The sequence below is a fragment of the Actinacidiphila acididurans genome, from assembly GCF_016918855.1.
GTDB lineage: Bacteria > Actinomycetota > Actinomycetes > Streptomycetales > Streptomycetaceae > Actinacidiphila > Actinacidiphila acididurans.
On the sequence record NZ_JADKYB010000025.1, the window covers coordinates 93,547 to 111,118 of the forward strand.

A 17,572-nucleotide genomic window follows, 5' to 3' on the forward strand; every position below is an offset into this window, starting at 1 on the left:
CGTGGCGATTCGCGTCCTGCTGGTGGACGATCAGCCCCTGCTGCGCACCGGTTTCCGGATGATCCTGGAGGCCGAGCCGGACCTGGCCGTGGTGGGTGAGGCCGGGGACGGCCAGCAGGCCCTGGACCAGGTGCGGGCGCTCCAGCCCGACGTGGTGCTGATGGACATCCGCATGCCCCGGATGGACGGTGTGGAGGCCACCCGGCAGATCACCGGCCCGGACCGCTCGGGCCCGACCAAGGTGCTGGTGCTGACCACCTTCGACCTGGACGAGTACGTGGTGGAGGCGCTGCGGGCCGGTGCCAGCGGCTTCCTGCTCAAGGACGCGCCGGCGGCCGAGCTGGTGCAGGCGATCCGGGTGGTGGCGGCCGGCGAGGCGATGCTGGCGCCCAGCATCACCCGGCGGCTGCTGGACAAGTACGCCGGGCGGCTGCCGTCGGGCGACGAGACGGTGCCGCCGCCGGTGCGGGACCTGACCGAGCGCGAGGTGGAGGTGCTCAAGCTGGTGGCCCGCGGGCTGTCCAACGCGGAGATCGCCGCCGAGCTGTTCGTCAGCGAGACCACGGTGAAGACCCACGTGGGCCATGTGCTGACCAAGCTGGCGCTGCGCGACCGGGTGCAGGCGGCGGTGTACGCATACGAAAGCGGCCTGGTCCGCCCCGGTTCGGGCTGACCCGGCCGCTCACGTCACGGCGCCTGCGGGCTCAGCCGGTGGCCGCCCCGCGGCCCAGCTCCCAGAACTGGGTGGTGGAGGAGGCGTTGAGCGCCCACTCGGTGCCGGTGATGTCGGCGCGGGCCGCGATGTACTGCTTGCCCTGCCACAGCGGCAGGATCGGCACCTCGTTCGCGATGATCTGCTCGGCCTGCTCGAAGTCGCCGACGGCGCTGCTGCGCTGGGTCTTCTGCCGGGTGTCCTTGAGGATCTGGTTGCGGAGCACCGGGTTGACGTAGGCCAGGTTCATGAAGTCGTCGGGGCCGAAGAAGGGCGCCAGGTAGTTGTCCGGGTCCGGGAAGTCCGGGAACCAGCCCATGCCGTAGACCTGGAACTTGTGGGCCACGTAGTCGGCCTTGTACGCCTGCCAGTCGGACACCGGGTTGAGGGTGACCTTGAACAGGCCGCTGCTGTCGAGCTGGGACTTGAGCTTGGCGAACTCGCCCGCGGTCGCGTCACCGTAGTGGTTGGTGGTGTACGACAGGGTGAGCGGCACCGGCGTGGATATGTTGGCCTTCTCCAGGGTCTTTCTCGCTCTCGCCACGTCGGGCTGGTCGCCGTAGGTGTCGAAGAACGGGTTGGAGTGGCCGGTGATGCCCTGCGGGACCATCGAGTACAGCGGCTCGGTGGTGCGCAGGTAGACGTCCCGGGTGATGGCCTGCCGGTCCACGACCATGGCCACCGCCTGCCGGACCGCCTTGTCGGCGACCGTCTTGTCGGCGGTGTTGAACACCAGGTAGCGGATCTCGGTGCCGGGGGCCTCGGTGAGCTTGATGTTCGGGTCGTTGCCGACGGTGAGCCGGTTGATCTGGTCCGGGTTCATCGTGCGGTTCATGACGTCGACCGTGCCGTTCTTGAGCGCGGTCTCCATGGCGGTGGCCGTGGTGAAGAACTTCAGCTCGATCTTGCTGTTCTTGAGCTTGATCGACCCCTTGTACTTGGGGTTCTTGGTGAACACCGCCTCCTTGCCCGGGGCCCACGAGGCCAGCGTGTAGGGCCCGGAGCCGACCACGCTGAAGCCCCGGTGGATCTCGGTGGCCCCGTAGACCTTCCCGTCCACGATGGCCGCGGCGGGCGTGGACAGCTTGAACGGGAAGGTCGAGTCGGGGTCCTTGAGGTGGAAGACCACCGTGGACTCGTCGGGTGTCTCCACCTTGTCCACGTTGGTCAGCAGGCTCGCCGGACCGCTGGGGGCGTTGATCCGCAGCATGCGGTCCACGGAGAACTTCACGTCCTCGGACGTGATCTTGTCCCCGTTGGAGAAGGTGAGACCGTCCCGCAGGGTGCATCGGTACTGCTCGCCCTGAGTGTCCGTGAAGTGGCACTCCTTGGCCGCTTCCGGCTCGGGGTCGGTGCCGCTGCGCGGCATGCGCAGCAGCGTCTGGTACGTGTTCTGGAAGATGTTCCAGGAGCCGATGTCGTACCCGGTCGCCGGGTCCAGCGGCGCGGGGTTGTCCTTGGACATCTGGAACGTATCCGTGGTACCGACCACGATCGGTTTGCCGTCGCCTCCGCTGCCGGAACCGGATCCGCATCCGGCGAGCAGCGGAGTAGCCAGGCCGATGAGGGCCGGCACGACGAGCAGCTTGCGGTTCATCCTCGACGATCTCCCTTGTCTGTGCGGATCAACCCGTCACACCACGACCGAGCTCCCAGAACTGTGTGGTGGTGGTGGAGTTGAGCGCCCATTCGACGCCGGTGATGTCGCTGCGCGCGGCGATGTACTGCTTGCCCTGCCACAACGGCAGCATCGGCACGTCCTGGGCGATGATCTGCTGCGCCGTCCCGAAGGCGGCGCTGGCGGTGCTGCGCTCCGCCTGGCGGCGGGTCTGCGGCAGGATCACGTCCTGGATCTGCTTGCTCTGGTACGGCAGATTCAGGAAGTTGTCCTTGTCGAAGAACGGTGCGATGTAGTTGTCGGGGTCCGGGAAGTCCGGCAGCCAGCTGATGGCGAAGATCTGGTACTGGCGCTGCGAGGCCGCCTTCAGGAAGGCGTTCCACTGCTCGCTCTGCACCGTGACGTCGAACAGGCCGCTGGCGTCGAGCTGGCGCTTGATCTCCTCGGCCTCCGGCTGGTTCATCGTGCCGCCGTTGTCGCGGCGGAAGTTGATGGTGAGCGGAACCTTGCCCGTGATCCCGGCGCCGCGCAAGGTCTGTTTGGCGGCGGCCGTGCTCGGGTTGCCGTAGCGGTCGAAGAACGAGTTGGTGTGGCTGAGGATGCCCTGCGGCACCACCGAGTAGAGCGGGTCGGCGGTGCGCTGGTAGACGTCGCGGGTGATGGCCTGCCGGTCGATGACCTGGGCGATGGCCTGGCGGACCGCCTTGTCGCGCAGCCCCGGCGCGGAGGTGTTGAAGAACAGGTAGCGGGCCTCGCCGCCGGGCGCCTCGGTGAGCTTGATGTTCTGGTCGGTGCTGGACAGCAGCTCGCTGATCTGGTTCGGCGCCAGGGTGCGGGACATCACGTCGACGGCACCGGACTTCAGCGCGGCCTCCATCTTCGTGGAGTCGGCGAACATCCGCAGCTCCACCTTGCTGTTGTTGAGCTTGAGAACGCCCTGGTAGTGCGGGTTCTTCGTGAAGACACCACTCCGGAACGCCTGGGATCCCCCGGTCTCGGGCGCGGTGACATCGCTCAGAGTGTAAGGGCCGGAACCCACCAGCTTGAAACCGTCGTACGGCTCGGTGGCCGAGTAGACCTGGTGGTCCACGATGGCCGCGGCCGGGGTGGCGAGCTTGTACGGGAACGTGGCGTCGGGCGCCTTCAGATGGAAAACGACCGTCTGGTCGTCGGGCGCGGACACCGACTTCACACCGGATATCAGGGACGCGGGACCGGCCGAAAAATTGATCTTCTGCATCCGGTCGATCGAGAACTTCACGTCCTGCGAGGTGAGTTCGTGCCCGTTGGAGAACTTCAGGCCGTCCCGCATCGTGCACTGGTAGGTGAGCCCGGTCTGGTCCGCGTAGTGGCATTCCTTCGCCGCGTCGGGCGTCGGGGTGGTGCTGCCACGGGGAAACGTCAGAAGCATCTGGAAGGTGTTGTAGAAGACGTTCCAGGTGGCACTGTCGTAGGAAGTGGCCGGGTCGAACGGGGCGGGATTGTCCTTGTTCAGCTCAATGCTGTCGGTGGTGCCTACGACGATGGGGTTGCCACCGCCGCCGCTCCCACCCCCGGAGCTGCCACACCCGCTGATCACGGGTGTCAGGACGCCCAGCAGGGCGGGCAGCACCAGAAGCTTGCGGTTCATCGGTCGTCGTACTCCTTTGTTGCCTTGGCACAAGTGGTGGCCGCGGCACGCCCGGACAGCCCTTCCCGGCACGGGAGCGCACCGGGATTCCGGCCGGAGCCGATGACGGGAAGGCTTGTGCGTGCGGGTCGTTGATCCCCCACCGCGCGGTCACCGCAGGTATTCCAGCACATCCCGCGGGCACGCTCGGGCCGACGATACCGAGATTGCGTGTGATCAGCAGCAACGGGATGTCAAAGTTCACCGTGAGACAGAAGTTGTTGTCTGCACGGACACTCCGGGACACCCGGTGGATACGCTCAGTGAATGCGGGTATTCACAGCGCTCGGCAATGACCGCAGAAATGGCACGCCGACCTCTTCGAGGGAGCGGACCACGGTGCGGCCCGGCGCGGGCTCGATCGGCACCACGGAGGGGACGACGACCACCCGGCAGCCGGCCGCCTCGGCCGCGGCGACGCCGGTGCGGGTGTCCTCGACGACCACGCAGTCGGCCGGGTCCGCGCCGAGCCGCGCGGCGGCGGTCAGGTAGGGCTCGGGGTCCGGCTTGGTGCGGCCGACCTCGTCGCCGGCCACGGTGAAGGCGAAGTGCTCCGGCCCCAGCCAGCGCAGCATCGCGTCGATGGTGCGGCGGTGGGAGGCGGAGACCAGCGCGGTGGGCACGCCGTGCGCGGACAGTTCGGTGAGCAGCCGGCGGGCGCCGGGCATCAGCGGCACTCCGCGGGCGATCAGCGCCTCGAACCGGGCGTTGATCAGCACGGTCAGCTCCGCCAGGGTCGCGGTGGTCCCGGTGACGGAGATCAGGTGGCCGACGCTGCGGGACATCGGCCCGCCGACCACCACCTCGCGGTGCGCGTCGTCCAGCACGTGCCCGAGGCCCGCGAAGACCTCGGTCTCCGCCGCCCACCAGAGACCTTCGGTGTCCACCAGGGTCCCGTCCAGGTCCAGGAGCACGGCACGCGGCCCCGGTCGCTGCTCCGTCCAGGTGTCGGCGACGGCGATGCTGCTGGTCATACGCCCCACTCCTCGGCTCGGTCCTGCTCCCGGTCCCGGTGGTCGGCGCGTCCGGCCCCGGGGGGCACAGAGGCCGGCCGCGACACCCCGCGGGACGCGGGATGGCGGCCGGCCTCTGCCGGACCGTCCATGGTACGTCGGTCCGGTGCGAACCGCTCAATGGGAAGAAAACAGTCCCTTACGGCCGGATCAACGGGCGTTGAAGTACTTCGCCTCCGGGTGGTGGATCACGATGGCGTCGGTGGACTGCTCCGGGTGGAGCTGGAACTCCTCGGAGAGCTTGACCCCGATCCGCTCGGGCTCCAGGAGCTGGGCGATCTTGGCCCGGTCCTCCAGGTCGGGGCAGGCGCCGTAGCCCAGTGAGAAGCGGGCGCCGCGGTACTTGACGGCGAACATGTCCGCCATCGCGTGCGGGTCCTCGCCGGAGAAGCCGAGCTCGGCCCGGACCCGGGCGTGCCAGTACTCGGCCAGCGCCTCGGCGAGCTGTACCGACAGCCCGTGCAGTTCCAGGTAGTCGCGGTAGGAGTCGGTGGCGAACAGTTCCCCGGTGGCCTCGGAGATCCGGCCGCCGACGGTCACCACCTGGAAGCCGACCACATCCCTCTGGCCGGAATCGGCCGGCCGGAAGAAGTCGGCCAGACACAGCCGGCGGCCGCGGCGCTGGCGGGGGAAGGTGAAGCGGGTGCGCTCGGTGCCGTCCTCGTGCAGCACCACCAGGTCGTCGCCCTCGGACACGCACGGGAAGTAGCCGTAGACCACGGCGGCCTCCAGCAGCGACTCGGACTGCAGCCGGGTGAGCAGGCCGCGCAGCCGGGGCCGGCCCTCGGTCTCGACCAGTTCCTCGTACGAGGGCGCGTCCGCGCGGGACTGCTTCAGGCCCCACTGGCCCTTGAAGAGGGCTCCCTCGTCCAGCCAGGAGGCGTAGTCGCCGAGCTGGATGCCCTTGACCACCCGGCTGCCCCAGAACGGCGGAGTGGGCACCGGGTTGTCCACGGCCACGTCGGAGCGCACCGGGCCGTCGGTGGGCGCCGGCTCCGGCTCGGGCTGTTCGCGGCGCGGCACCCGGCGGGCCTTGAGCTCGGGCAGGGCGGCGCCGGGCACCCCGCGCTTGACGGCCACCAGGGCGTCCATCAGCCGCAGGCCCTCGAAGGCGTCCCGGGCGTAGCGGACCTCGCCGGTGTACACCTCGTGCAGGTCCTGCTCGACGTAGGCCCGGGTCAGGGCGGCGCCGCCGAGGATCACCGGATAGCGCGCGGCCAGGCCCCGCTGGTTCAGCTCCTCCAGGTTCTCCTTCATCACCACGGTGGACTTCACCAGCAGCCCGGACATCCCGATCACATCGGCCCGGTGCTCCTCGGCGGCGTCCAGGATGGCCGCGACCGGCTGCTTGATGCCGAGGTTGACCACGTTGTAGCCGTTGTTGGACAGGATGATGTCGACCAGGTTCTTGCCGATGTCGTGCACGTCGCCGCGGACGGTGGCCAGCACGATGGTGCCCTTGCCGCCGCCCTCGTCGCTCTTCTCCATGTGCGGTTCGAGGTGGGCGACGGCGGTCTTCATCACCTCGGCGGACTGGAGCACGAAGGGGAGCTGCATCTGGCCGGAGCCGAAGAGCTCACCGACCACCTTCATGCCGTCCAGCAGGGTGTCGTTGACGATGTCCAGGGCGGGCCGCTCGATCAGCGCCTCGTCCAGGTCGGCGGTCAGGCCGTTCTTCTCCCCGTCGATGATCCGCCGCTTGAGGCGCTCCTCCAGCGGCAGCGCGGCCAGTTCCTCGGCCTTGCCGGCCTTCATGCTCTTGGTGTCGACGCCCTCGAACAGCTCCATCAGCCGCTGCAGCGGGTCGTAGCCCTCGCGGCGCCGGTCGTACACCAGGTCCAGGGCGGTCTCGCGGTGCTCCTCCGGGATCCGCGCGATCGGCAGGATCTTCGCGGCGTGCACGATCGCGGAATCCAGCCCGGCCTTGACGCACTCGTCGAGGAAGACCGAGTTGAGCACGGTACGGGCGGCAGGGTTGAGGCCGAAGGAGATGTTGGACAGGCCGAGGGTGGTCTGCACCTGCGGGTGGCGGCGCTTGAGTTCGCGGATGGCCTCGATGGTGGCCACGCCGTCCTTGCGGGACTCCTCCTGGCCGGTGCAGATGGTGAAGGTCAGGCAGTCGATGAGGATGTCGGACTCGCGGATGCCCCAGTTGCCGGTCAGGTCGGCGATCAGCCGCTCGGCGACGGCCACCTTCTTCTCGGCGGTGCGGGCCTGGCCCTCCTCGTCGATGGTCAGCGCGATCAGGGCGGCGCCGTGCTCGGCGGCCAGCCGGGTGACCTTGGCGAACCGGGACTCGGGGCCGTCGCCGTCCTCGTAGTTGACCGAGTTGAGCACCGCGCGGCCGCCGAGCTTCTCCAGGCCGGCCCGCAGCACGTCCACCTCGGTGGAGTCCAGCACGATCGGCAGGGTGGAGGCGGTGGCGAACCGGCCGGCGATCTCGGCCATGTCGGCGACACCGTCCCGGCCCACGTAGTCCACGCACAGGTCCAGCAGGTGGGCGCCCTCGCGGATCTGCTCGCGGGCCAGCTCCACGCAGTCCTCCCAGCGGCCCTCCAGCATGGCCTCGCGGAACTTCTTGGAGCCGTTGGCGTTGGTGCGCTCACCGATGGCCAGGTACGAGGTGTCCTGGCGGAACGGGACGGTCTGGTACAGCGAGGCCGCGCCCGGCTCGGGGCGCGGGTCGCGCGGGACGACGTCCTGGCCGCCGACGCGTTCCACGACCTGCCGCAGGTGCTCGGGGGTGGTGCCGCAGCAGCCGCCGACCAGCGCCAGCCCGTACTCGCGAGTGAAGGTCTGGTGGGCGTCGGCGAGTTGTTCGGGGGTCAGCGGGTAGTGCGCGCCGTCCTTGGTCAGCACCGGCAGGCCCGCGTTCGGCATGCAGGACAGCGCGGTGCGCGCGTGCCGGGCCAGGTAGCGCAGGTGCTCGCTCATCTCGGCCGGGCCGGTGGCGCAGTTCATGCCGATCATGTCGACGCCGAGCGGCTCCAGGGCGGTGAGCGCGGCGCCGATCTCGGAGCCGAGCAGCATGGTGCCGGTGGTCTCCACGGTGACCGAGCAGATGACCGGCAGGCTGACGCCGGCAGCGGCCATCGCGCGCTGGGCGCCGATCACCGCGGCCCTGGTCTGCAGCAGGTCCTGGGTGGTCTCCACGACCAGGGCGTCGGCGCCGCCCGCGATGAGGCCGGCGGCGTTCGCCTCGTACCCGTCGCGCAGCGCCCGGTACGTGGTGTGGCCGAGGGTGGGCAGCTTGGTGCCCGGGCCGATGGAGCCGAGCACCCAGCGCGGGCGGCCGTCGGCGGCGAAGCCGTCGGCGACCTCGCGGGCCAGGCGGGCGCCGGCCTGCGCCAGCTCGTGGATGCGATCCGCGACGTCGTACTCACCCAATGCGGTGAGGTTGGCGCCGAAGGTGTTGGTCTCCACGCAGTCCACGCCGACCGCGAGATAGGCCTCGTGGACCGAGCGGACGATGTCCGGGCGGGTCACGTTGAGGATCTCGTTGCACCCCTCGAGCTGCTGGAAGTCGTCCAGCGTGGGGTTCTGTGCCTGGAGCATGGTGCCCATGGCGCCGTCGGCGACGACGACCCGGGAGGCCAGTGCCTCCCGGAGTGCGGCGGCCCGCGCGGAACTGGCGGCGGCGGTGGAGGCGGAAGGGGACGGCAAGGCCATAGGGGTGCTCCCTGGGATGCGACGGCTGTCGGCTATGCGCCGTCCCGTCCGGAGCCGGGCCCCGGGGCCAGGACACGCACCCACCCAGCGTAGCCGCCGACAGCGCTGGGTCTCGATGGCATTCCGAGGGGCGGACGGGTGGCGCCGGGCTCGTCTCTGAGATGATGCGGGTCGACAATGTCGACCGGGGTGCGCCGTTACGGTGACCCTGCCGTCCTTGTGCCGATCATCTTGGAGAGCGTGCGATGCCAGGTCCCATCCAGTCGCTGGAACGTGCGGCGGCCATCCTCCGGCTGCTGGCCGGCGGCGAGCGCCGGCTGGGCCTGTCCGACGTGGCCTCCTCGCTGGGCCTGGCCAAGGGCACCACGCACGGCATCCTGCGCACCCTCCAGCAGGAAGGTTTCGTCGAGCAGGACCCGGTCTCCGGCAAGTACCAGCTGGGCGCCGAACTGCTCCGGCTGGGCAACAGCTACCTGGACGTCCACGAACTGCGCGCCCGGGCCCTGGTGTGGACCGACGACCTGGCCCGGTCCAGCGGCGAGGCGGCGTATCTGGGCGTGCTGCACCAGCAGGGCGTGCTGATCGTGCACCACGTCTTCCGCCCCGACGACAGCCGCCAGGTGCTGGAGGTCGGCGCCATGCAGCCGCTGCACAGCACCGCGCTGGGCAAGGTGCTGTCCGCCTTCGACCCGGTGGCGCACAGCGAGGTGGCCGAGGGCGAGCTGGCCGCGCTGACCCCGCGCACCGTCACCGACCCGGCCGGCTTCGAACAGGTGCTGGAGCTGACCCGGGCCCGCGGGTGGGCCGCGGACCTGGAGGAGACCTGGGACGGCGTGGCCTCGGTGGCGGCGCCGGTGTACGACCGGCGGCGGATGCCGGTGGGCGCGGTGGGGGTCACCGGCGCGGTGGAGCGGGTGTGCGACGAGAGCGGCATCCGGGCCCGGCTGGTGGCGGCGGTACGGGACTGCGCGCGGGCGGTGTCCCGGGACCTGGGGGCGGGGCGTTTCTGAGGCGCCTCGCGGTCGCCTTGGCCGAATCGAAACCCGCATCTGCGGTCTCCTGCGTCACATCCCTCTTGACCCACCTGACCTCGGGTATCAGACTCTCGTCCTGCGGTCGACAATGTCGAACAACGGACGGGAGCCGGTCGCCGCCACCTGGGCTTAGACAAAGGAGTCAATGTGTCCAACGGCCATATAGTCATCGGCGAGATCTTCGGGACCGCCGTGCTCATCCTGCTCGGCGGCGGGGTCGTCGCCGCCGTGACCCTGAAGCGGTCCAAGGCCAAGGACGCGGGCTGGGTCGCCATCGCGTTCGGCTGGGGCTTCGCCGTCCTCGGCGGCGCCTACATCGCCAACGGCTATTCGGGGGGCCAGCTCAATCCGGCCGTCACCCTCGGCGTGGCCATCAAGACCGGCGTCTGGCACACCGTGCCCTTCTACCTGATCGGCCAGCTCGTCGGCGCCATGCTCGGCGCCGTCCTGGTCTGGCTCGCCTACTACGGCCAGTTCCAGGCCCACCTGACCGACCCGGAGGTGGTCGCGGGCATCACCGCCGACCCGGCCGGTCCGGTCACCGCGCGCAAGGCGCCCGGCGGTCCCGTTCTCGGCGTGTTCTCGACCGGCCCGGAGATCCGCAACCCGGTGCAGAACCTCGCGACCGAGATCATCGGCACCATGGTGCTGGTGCTGTTCATCCTCACCCAGGGCATGACGCAGGGCCTGGCCCTCAACGGCCTGGGCATCCTGCTCACCGCGCTGATCGTGGTCGGCATCGGCCTGTCGCTGGGCGGGCCGACCGGCTACGCCATCAACCCCTTCCGCGACCTCGGTCCGCGCATCGTGCACAGCCTCCTGCCGCTGCCCAACAAGGGCGGGTCCGACTGGAGCTACGCCTGGATTCCGGTGGTCGGCCCGCTGGTCGGCGCCGCCATCGCCGGCGGGTTGTACAAGCTGGCCTTCACGTGACCCCCGCGGACACCCGCCGCGCGCACACCGCACCGACCGCACCGACCGTCAGGAGCACACCGTGACCGACCCGCAGACCAGCGCCGACCCGACCGGCACCAGCTCGCACGGCAGCGGCCCGTTCATCGCCGCCATCGACCAGGGCACCACCTCCAGCCGGTGCATCGTCTTCGACCGCGACGGCCGGATCGTCGCCGTGGACCAGAAGGAGCACGAGCAGATCTTCCCCAAGCCGGGCTGGGTGGAGCACGACGCCGCCGAGATCTGGACCAACGTCCAGGAGGTGGTGGCCGGCGCGATCGCCAAGGCCGCCCAGGACATCCCCGGCTTCACGCCCGCCGACGTCAAGGCGATCGGCATCACCAACCAGCGCGAGACCACCCTGCTGTGGGACCGGCACACCGGCGAGCCGGTGCACAACGCGCTGGTCTGGCAGGACACCCGCACCGACGCGCTGTGCCGGGAGCTGGGCCGCAACGTCGGCCAGGACCGCTTCCGCCGCGAGACCGGCCTGCCGCTGGCCTCGTACTTCGCCGGGCCCAAGATCCGCTGGCTGCTGGACAACGTCCCCGGGCTGCGCGAGCGCGCCGAGGCCGGCGACATCCTGTTCGGCACCATGGACTCCTGGGTGATCTGGAACCTCACCGGCGGGGTCAACGGCGGTGTGCACGTCACCGACGTCACCAACGCCTCCCGCACCCTGCTGATGAACCTGCACACTCTCGAGTGGGACCACAAGATCCTGGCGTCCATGGAGGTGCCGGCCGCGGTGCTGCCGCAGATCCGGTCCTCCTCCGAGGTGTACGGCACCACGAACGTCGGCGGCCTGGACGGGGTGCCGGTGGCCTCCGCGCTCGGCGACCAGCAGGCGGCCCTGTTCGGGCAGACCTGCTTCGCCGAGGGCGAGGCGAAGTCCACGTACGGCACCGGCACCTTCATGCTGATGAACACCGGCGGTACCCCGGTCAACTCCTACAACGGCCTGATCACCACCGTCGGCTACCGGATCGGCGAGGAGGCCCCGGTGTACGCGCTGGAGGGCTCGATCGCCGTGACCGGCGCCCTGGTGCAGTGGATGCGCGACCAGATGGGCCTGATCAGCACCGCCGCCGAGATCGAGACGCTGGCCTCCTCGGTGGCGGACAACGGCGGCGCGTACTTCGTACCGGCCTTCTCCGGCCTGTTCGCGCCCTACTGGCGGGACGACGCGCGCGGGGTGATCGCCGGCCTGACCCGGTACGTCACCAAGGCGCACATCGCCCGCGCGGTGCTGGAGGCGACCGCCTGGCAGACCCGGGAGATCGCCGACGCCATGACCAAGGACTCCGATGTCGAACTGACCGCCCTCAAGGTCGACGGCGGCATGACCTCCAACAACCTGCTCATGCAGACCCTGGCCGACGCCCTGGACGCACCCGTGGTGCGGCCGATGGTCGCCGAGACCACCTGCCTGGGCGCGGCCTACGCGGCCGGACTCGCGGTCGGCTTCTGGCCCGACACCGACGCCCTGCGGGCGAACTGGAAGCGGGCCGCGGAGTGGACCCCCCGGATGGACGCGGCCGACCGGGACCGCGAATACAAGAACTGGCTCAAGGCCGTGGAACGGACCATGGGCTGGATCGAAGAGGAGCACTGAGGCAGACCATGACCACCCCGCAGCCCGTCCCGGCCCTCGGGACGCATCCGACCGCCGGCGTCAACCCAGGGCGGGCCGAGACCCGCGACCTGCTCGGGCGGGCCGCGTACGACCTGCTGGTGATCGGCGGCGGCATCCTCGGCATCACGACCGCCTGGCACGCCGCTCAGTCGGGGCTGCGGGTGGCCATGGTGGAGGCCGGCGACTTCGCCGGCGCCACCTCCTCGGCCTCCTCCAAGCTGCTCCACGGCGGCCTGCGCTACCTGCAGACCGGCGCGGTGAAGCTGGTCGCCGAGAACCACTTCGAGCGGCGCGCCGTCTCCCGGGACGTCGCGCCGCACCTGGCCAACCCGCTGACCTTCTACCTGCCGGTCTACAAGGGCGGCCCGCACGGCGCGGCCAAGCTGGGCGCCGGCGTGTTCGCGTACTCCGCGCTGTCCGCGTTCCGCGACGGCGTCGGCCACGTGATCAGCCCGTCCCGCGCCGCCCGGGACGTGCCGGAACTGCGCACCGACAACCTGCGCGCGGTCGCGGTGTACGAGGACGGGCAGATGAACGACGCCCGGATGGCGCTGATGACGGTACGGGCGGCGGTGGACGCCGGCGCCACGGTGCTCAACCACGCCGAGGTCACCGGGCTGCGCTTCACCGGCGGCCGGGTCAGCGGCGCGGAGCTGCGCGACCGGACCGACGGCACCGAGTTCGGCATCGACGCGCGGCTGGTGCTCAACGCCACCGGGCCGTGGGTGGACCACCTGCGGCGGATGGAGGACCCCAAGGCCGAGCCGTCGATCCGGCTGTCCAAGGGCGCCCACCTGGTGCTGCGCCGGACCGCGCCGTGGCGGGCGGCGCTGGCCACCCCGATCGACAAGTACCGCATCACCTTCGCCCTGCCGTGGGAGGACATGCTGCTGCTGGGCACCACCGACGAGGCGTTCGAGGGCGACCCGGCGCAGGTGGCGGTCACCGAGGCCGACATCGCGCAGATCCTGGACGAGGCGTCGCTGTCGGTCCGCGACCAGCAGCTGACCCGGGACCTGATCACGTACTCCTTCGCCGGACTGCGGGTGCTGCCCGGCGGGCCCGGCGACACCGCGAAGGCCAAGCGGGAGACGGTGGTCACCGAGGGACGCGGCGGGATGCTGTCGGTGGCCGGCGGGAAGTGGACCACCTTCCGGCACATCGGCCGCACCGTGCTGGCCAAGCTGGAGGCGCTGCCCGGCCATCCGCTCGGCGACGACGTGGAACCGGTCCGGCAGCTGCCCCGGCACGCCCACCTGCCCGGCTTCGCCAGCCCGCCGGCGGTCGCGCACCGGCTGCTGGTGGACAGCGGCACGCCCGGCCCCCGGATGTCCGCCGACACCGCCCGCCACCTGGCCACCCACTACGGTTCACTGGCCTTCGACATCGCCCGGCTGGCGAATGAGGACCCGGCACTGGCGGCGCGCATCCACCCCGACGCCCCGGAGATCTGGGCCCAGGTGGTCTACGCCCGGGACCGCGAGTGGGCGTACGACGTGGACGACGTGCTGCGCCGCCGCACCACGCTGACCATTCGCGGCCTGGACACGTCCGAGGTGCGCGAGCGCACCGCCGACCTGCTCGCCGAACGGCGGGACTGAGCCGGTCCGATGTCCTGATCCGATGTCCTGATCCGATGTCCTAGGGCGCCGGGGTACGGGCCCCGGCCTCGGCTGCGGTGCCGGCCCCGGCGACCAGGGCGTCGATCTCGGCGAACAGCGCGGCCGGCACCGGCCGTCCGATCCGGGCCAGCAGGTCCTGCCAGCGGGCGCGGCCCTCGGCCCACTGGGAGCGGGCCCAGAGCGCGGCGGAGGGAGCGACGCCGGTTGCCGCGGCCGTACGGGCGGGCAGTTCCGCTTCCGCGGCGCGGGACGGGGTCAGCCAGTGAACGGTGCTGTCCTCGGCGAGGCGGGCCAGCCACAGCAGGTGGCGGGCGGCGTGGGACAGCGCGTCCTGGGCGCGCAGTTCCTCGCCGCGGGCGGCCACGTGCAGGGCCAGCACCAGCCAGTTGGCGAACCGGCCGCACAGCGCCTCGATCTCGTCGGGGTCGGCCGGGAGCGGCGGCCGCTCCGGCACCGCGGTCAGTACCGGGGTGAGCCGCCCGGACCGGTCGACGACCAGCATCGCGTCCACGGCGGCGCCGCGGGCCGGCCAGTCGCCGACCGAGGGGATGTCGTCGGTGGTGGCGAAGTGGAACTCGCCGCGTATCGGCCCGGGGAAGAACGCCACATGGGTGCCGAACTCGTTGCGGACCACCAGGTTGACCGGCGCCACCTGCTCGCACCAGCGCACCGGGTCCACCTCGGCGTGCCGGGCGGGGTCGAAGAACAGCCAGAATTCGATGTCGCTGTGGGCGTCGCCCTCCCCCGCGGCGAACGAGCCGTACATCAGCGCGGCGTCGAGACGGTCGTCGGCGAGGCACGCCCGGCGGGTCCGGGCGATCAATTCGTGCTGGATCACGGCGCCCAGTATCGGCCCTGCCGCGGCCGTGTTGGGCCGCGCGCAGGATCTGGCCCATAATGAACGCAAGACATCGGAGGTCTGCTGGGGCGCCCGGCACGACCTGACAACAAAGGGGAGGGCGCTGATGGCGGTCACCGACGAGGCCATCGAGAAGATCAAGGAAATGATCGTCTCGGGTGCGCTGCGGCCGGGCGACCGGCTGCCGAAGGAGAGCGAGCTGGCGGCCGAGCTGGGTCTGTCCCGCAATTCGCTGCGGGAGGCCGTACGCGCGCTGTCGCTGATCCGCATCCTCGACGTCCGGCAGGGCGACGGCACGTACGTGACCAGCCTCGATCCGCAGTTGCTGCTGGAGGCGCTGAGCTTCGTGGTGGACTTCCACCGCGACGACACGGTGCTGGAATTCCTCCAGGTGCGCCGGATCCTCGAGCCGGCCGCCACCGCGATGGCCGCGGTACGGATCTCCCCGGAGGACCTCGACGTCCTCGACGGCAAGCTCAACGCGCTCGGCGCGCAGCCCTCCGTGGAGGAACTGGTCGCCGCCGACCTGGAGTTCCACCGCGGGATCGTCCAGGCCTCGGGCAATTCCGTGCTCTGCTCCTTGCTCGACGGGTTGTCCGGGCCCACCACCCGGGCCCGTATCTGGCGCGGCCTCACCCAGGAGGACGCGGTTTCCCGCACGCTGCGGGAGCACCGGGCGATTCTTCAGGCCCTCCGTGATCGGGACGCCGAGGCGGCTCGTTCCTGGGCCATCGTGCACGTCGCCAGCGTCGAGCAATGGCTTCGCTCCACGCTCTAGGGTCCGCCGGAAAGTGCGGCCACTCCGCAGGCGATGGAGTGGCCGCACTTTTTCAGGGGCGCGGGGAACTGCGCGACAAGCCACGAGCAGACAGAAGGTCCGGGAACAAACAGCAAGGGGCAGCCCGGACGGTCAGGCCACGTCGGCCGAAGGCAGCCTGTAGACGCGGGCGGCGGTCACGCCGAAGACAGCCTCGCGTTCAGCCGGCGACAAGCCGGCAACCGCTTCCTCGGCGAGAGCCAGGACATCGCCGTACCCCCCGGCAAGGGTGGAGACGGGCCAGTCCGAGCCGAAAAGAATCCGCTCGGGGCCGAAGGAGTCAAGGAGGTGGCGGGCGTAGGGCAGGACGTCCTGCGGCCGCCAGGCCGCCCAATCCGCTTCGGTGATCAATCCGGAAAGCTTGCAGGTCACGTTGGGCAGAGCGGCAAGGGACGTGATGAGGCCGGCCCAGGGCTCGCGGGCGCCCGAGGCGATGGGCGGCTTGCCGCCGTGGTCGAGAACGAAGAGCACCTCGGGGAGCGCGGCGGCGAGGGCGTGGGCGGAGGCGAGCTCGCGGGGGGTGACCAGGAGGTCGTAGACGAGCCCTGCCGCGCCGACCGCGGAGATGCCGCGGCGGACGTCCGCGCGGTCCAGGAACGCGGGGTCGGGCTCGTCCTGGACCTGGTGCCGGATGCCGACGAGGGGTCCGGTCAGGGAGGCGAGGACGTCGGGGAGGGCGGGGTCGGTGAGGTCGGCCCAGCCGACGACGCCGGCCACGCGGCCGCCCGACTCACCGGCGATGGCGAGCAGTTCGCGGGTCTCGTCCAGGGAGGAGCTGGACTGGACGAGGACGGTGGCGTCGATGGCGTGCTCGTCGAGCAGCGGGAGCAGATCGGCCGGCCGGAAGGTGCGGTTGATCGGGTCCAGTGCCTCGCCTACCAGCCAGGGCTGGGGGCGGCGGTCCAGGTCCCACAGGTGGTGGTGGGCGTCGATGCGCAACGTCACTCCCCGGTGTTCCCGGCCGCCGTGGGCAGCGGCACGTCCTCGTCCAGCAGTTTGCGCTCCACCAGGGCGGTCCACATGTCGTCCGGTATCGGGTGGGCGAACATCTCCGCGTTGTCCCGGGCCTCCGCCGGGCCGGCGGCACCGACCACGGCGGAGATCACGGACGGGTGGGCGAAGGGGTAGCGCAGGGCGGCGGCGCGCAGCGGGACGCCGAACTCGGCGCAGACCGCGGCCATGTCCTGGGCGCGGCGCAGCAGGTCGGCCGGGGCGGCGGCGTAGTTGTACGGGGCGCCGGGCCTGGGGTCGGCCAGCAGGCCGGAGTTGTAGACGCCGCCGACGACGACCTGGGTGCCGCGCCGCCGGCAGGCGGGCAGCAGGTCGTCCAGCGCGGTGCGTTCCAGCAGGGTCCAGCGGCCGGCGCACAGCACGACGTCGACGTCGAGGTCGGTCACCAGGCGGGCCAGGACGTCGCTGAGGTTCATGCCGAAGCCGATGGCCTTGACCATGCCCTCGTCGCGCAGCGCGGCCAGGGCCGGGAAGCCGGAGTCGTACACCTCCGGCAGGTGGTCCTCGACGTCGTGCAGGTAGACGATGTCGACGGCGTCCACGCCGAGCCGCTCCAGGGAGCCCTCGAGGGTGGCGCGGATGCCGTCGGCGGTGAAGTCCCACTCCCGGGCCCGGGCGGGAGTGTCGGTGAAGCCCTGGCCGTCCACGGCCTCGCCCGGCGCCAGGTCGCGCAGCCGGCGGCCGACCTTGGTGGACAGGGTGTACGAGGCCCGGTCACGGCCGGCCAGCGCCCGGCCGAGGCGCTCCTCGGACAGGCCCAGCCCGTAGTGCGGCGCGGTGTCGAAGTACGTGGCACCGGTGTCGAACGCCGCCGCCACGGTGGCCTCGGCCTCCTCGTCGGTGACGGCACGGTAGAGGTTGGCCAGAGGGGCGCAGCCGAGGCCGAGCCGTGGCAGGGGCGGTACGGACATGGGGTGGTGACTCCTGGTACGCGGGTCGGTCGTGCGGGATGCCGTAC

The 17,572-nt window shown here is 70.9% G+C and carries 13 protein-coding genes; 6 read left to right on the top strand and 7 right to left on the bottom strand.

All coding sequences use genetic code 11. The annotated features are described in order from the left end of the window. Position 1 precedes the first annotated feature (1 nt). Positions 2-673 carry a response regulator gene (locus ITX44_RS33705; protein WP_205362483.1) on the top strand — a complete coding sequence of 224 codons (672 nt, stop codon included), beginning with the start codon at positions 2-4 and terminating at the stop codon, positions 671-673. Between the two features lie 31 nt (positions 674-704). Here ITX44_RS33705 and ITX44_RS33710 read toward each other — a convergent pair whose 3' ends face one another. From ITX44_RS33710 to metH, 4 genes are all read right to left on the bottom strand, one after another. Further along, complete coding sequence (locus ITX44_RS33710; protein ID WP_205362485.1) at positions 705-2,309, bottom strand: ABC transporter substrate-binding protein; 1,605 nt, start codon at positions 2,307-2,309, stop codon at positions 705-707. Between the two features lie 28 nt (positions 2,310-2,337). After that, entirely contained in the window at positions 2,338-3,960 is a 1,623-nt protein-coding gene (locus tag ITX44_RS33715; RefSeq protein ID WP_205362487.1) for an ABC transporter substrate-binding protein, read from the bottom strand. A gap of 299 nt (positions 3,961-4,259) precedes the next feature. Next, positions 4,260-4,973, bottom strand: a complete 714-nt coding sequence (locus ITX44_RS33720) for an HAD family hydrolase (protein ID WP_205362489.1) — start codon at positions 4,971-4,973, stop codon at positions 4,260-4,262. Between the two features lie 189 nt (positions 4,974-5,162). After that, positions 5,163-8,681 (bottom strand): methionine synthase, encoded by a 3,519-nt coding sequence (gene metH / locus ITX44_RS33725; RefSeq protein WP_205362492.1) that lies wholly within the window; start codon positions 8,679-8,681, stop codon positions 5,163-5,165. Positions 8,682-8,926: 245 nt separating this feature from the next. On the opposite strand from metH, the gene ITX44_RS33730 reads away from it, so the two are divergent. The 4 genes from ITX44_RS33730 (at position 8,927) to ITX44_RS33745 (ending at position 13,906) form a co-directional block, all read left to right on the top strand. Further along, entirely contained in the window at positions 8,927-9,691 is a 765-nt protein-coding gene (locus ITX44_RS33730; RefSeq protein ID WP_205362494.1) for an IclR family transcriptional regulator, read from the top strand. A gap of 171 nt (positions 9,692-9,862) precedes the next feature. Then, positions 9,863-10,648, top strand: coding sequence for an MIP/aquaporin family protein (locus ITX44_RS33735; protein ID WP_205362496.1), 786 nt, complete (start codon positions 9,863-9,865; stop codon positions 10,646-10,648). A gap of 61 nt (positions 10,649-10,709) precedes the next feature. Next, positions 10,710-12,284 (top strand): glycerol kinase GlpK, encoded by a 1,575-nt coding sequence (glpK, locus tag ITX44_RS33740; protein WP_205362507.1) that lies wholly within the window; start codon positions 10,710-10,712, stop codon positions 12,282-12,284. Positions 12,285-12,292: 8 nt separating this feature from the next. After that, positions 12,293-13,906, top strand: coding sequence for a glycerol-3-phosphate dehydrogenase/oxidase (locus ITX44_RS33745; protein WP_205362509.1), 1,614 nt, complete (start codon positions 12,293-12,295; stop codon positions 13,904-13,906). 40 nt (positions 13,907-13,946) lie between these two features. Here ITX44_RS33745 and ITX44_RS33750 read toward each other — a convergent pair whose 3' ends face one another. Beyond that, positions 13,947-14,765 carry a hypothetical protein gene (locus ITX44_RS33750; protein ID WP_205362511.1) on the bottom strand — a complete coding sequence of 273 codons (819 nt, stop codon included), beginning with the start codon at positions 14,763-14,765 and terminating at the stop codon, positions 13,947-13,949. A gap of 127 nt (positions 14,766-14,892) precedes the next feature. Here ITX44_RS33750 and ITX44_RS33755 point away from each other — a divergent pair, with 127 nt between their 5' ends. Next, entirely contained in the window at positions 14,893-15,564 is a 672-nt protein-coding gene (locus ITX44_RS33755) for a FadR/GntR family transcriptional regulator (RefSeq protein WP_205362512.1), read from the top strand. A gap of 132 nt (positions 15,565-15,696) precedes the next feature. On the opposite strand, the gene ITX44_RS33760 is transcribed toward ITX44_RS33755, so the two are convergent. Both ITX44_RS33760 and ITX44_RS33765 read right to left on the bottom strand, forming a co-directional pair. After that, complete coding sequence (locus tag ITX44_RS33760; RefSeq protein ID WP_205362514.1) at positions 15,697-16,548, bottom strand: amidohydrolase family protein; 852 nt, start codon at positions 16,546-16,548, stop codon at positions 15,697-15,699. After that, on the bottom strand, positions 16,545-17,525 hold the full coding sequence (locus ITX44_RS33765; RefSeq protein WP_205362516.1) for an aldo/keto reductase: 981 nt from the start codon (positions 17,523-17,525) through the stop codon (positions 16,545-16,547). The genes ITX44_RS33760 and ITX44_RS33765 overlap by 4 nt, the downstream gene beginning before the upstream one ends. Between the last annotated feature and the right edge of the window lie 47 nt (positions 17,526-17,572).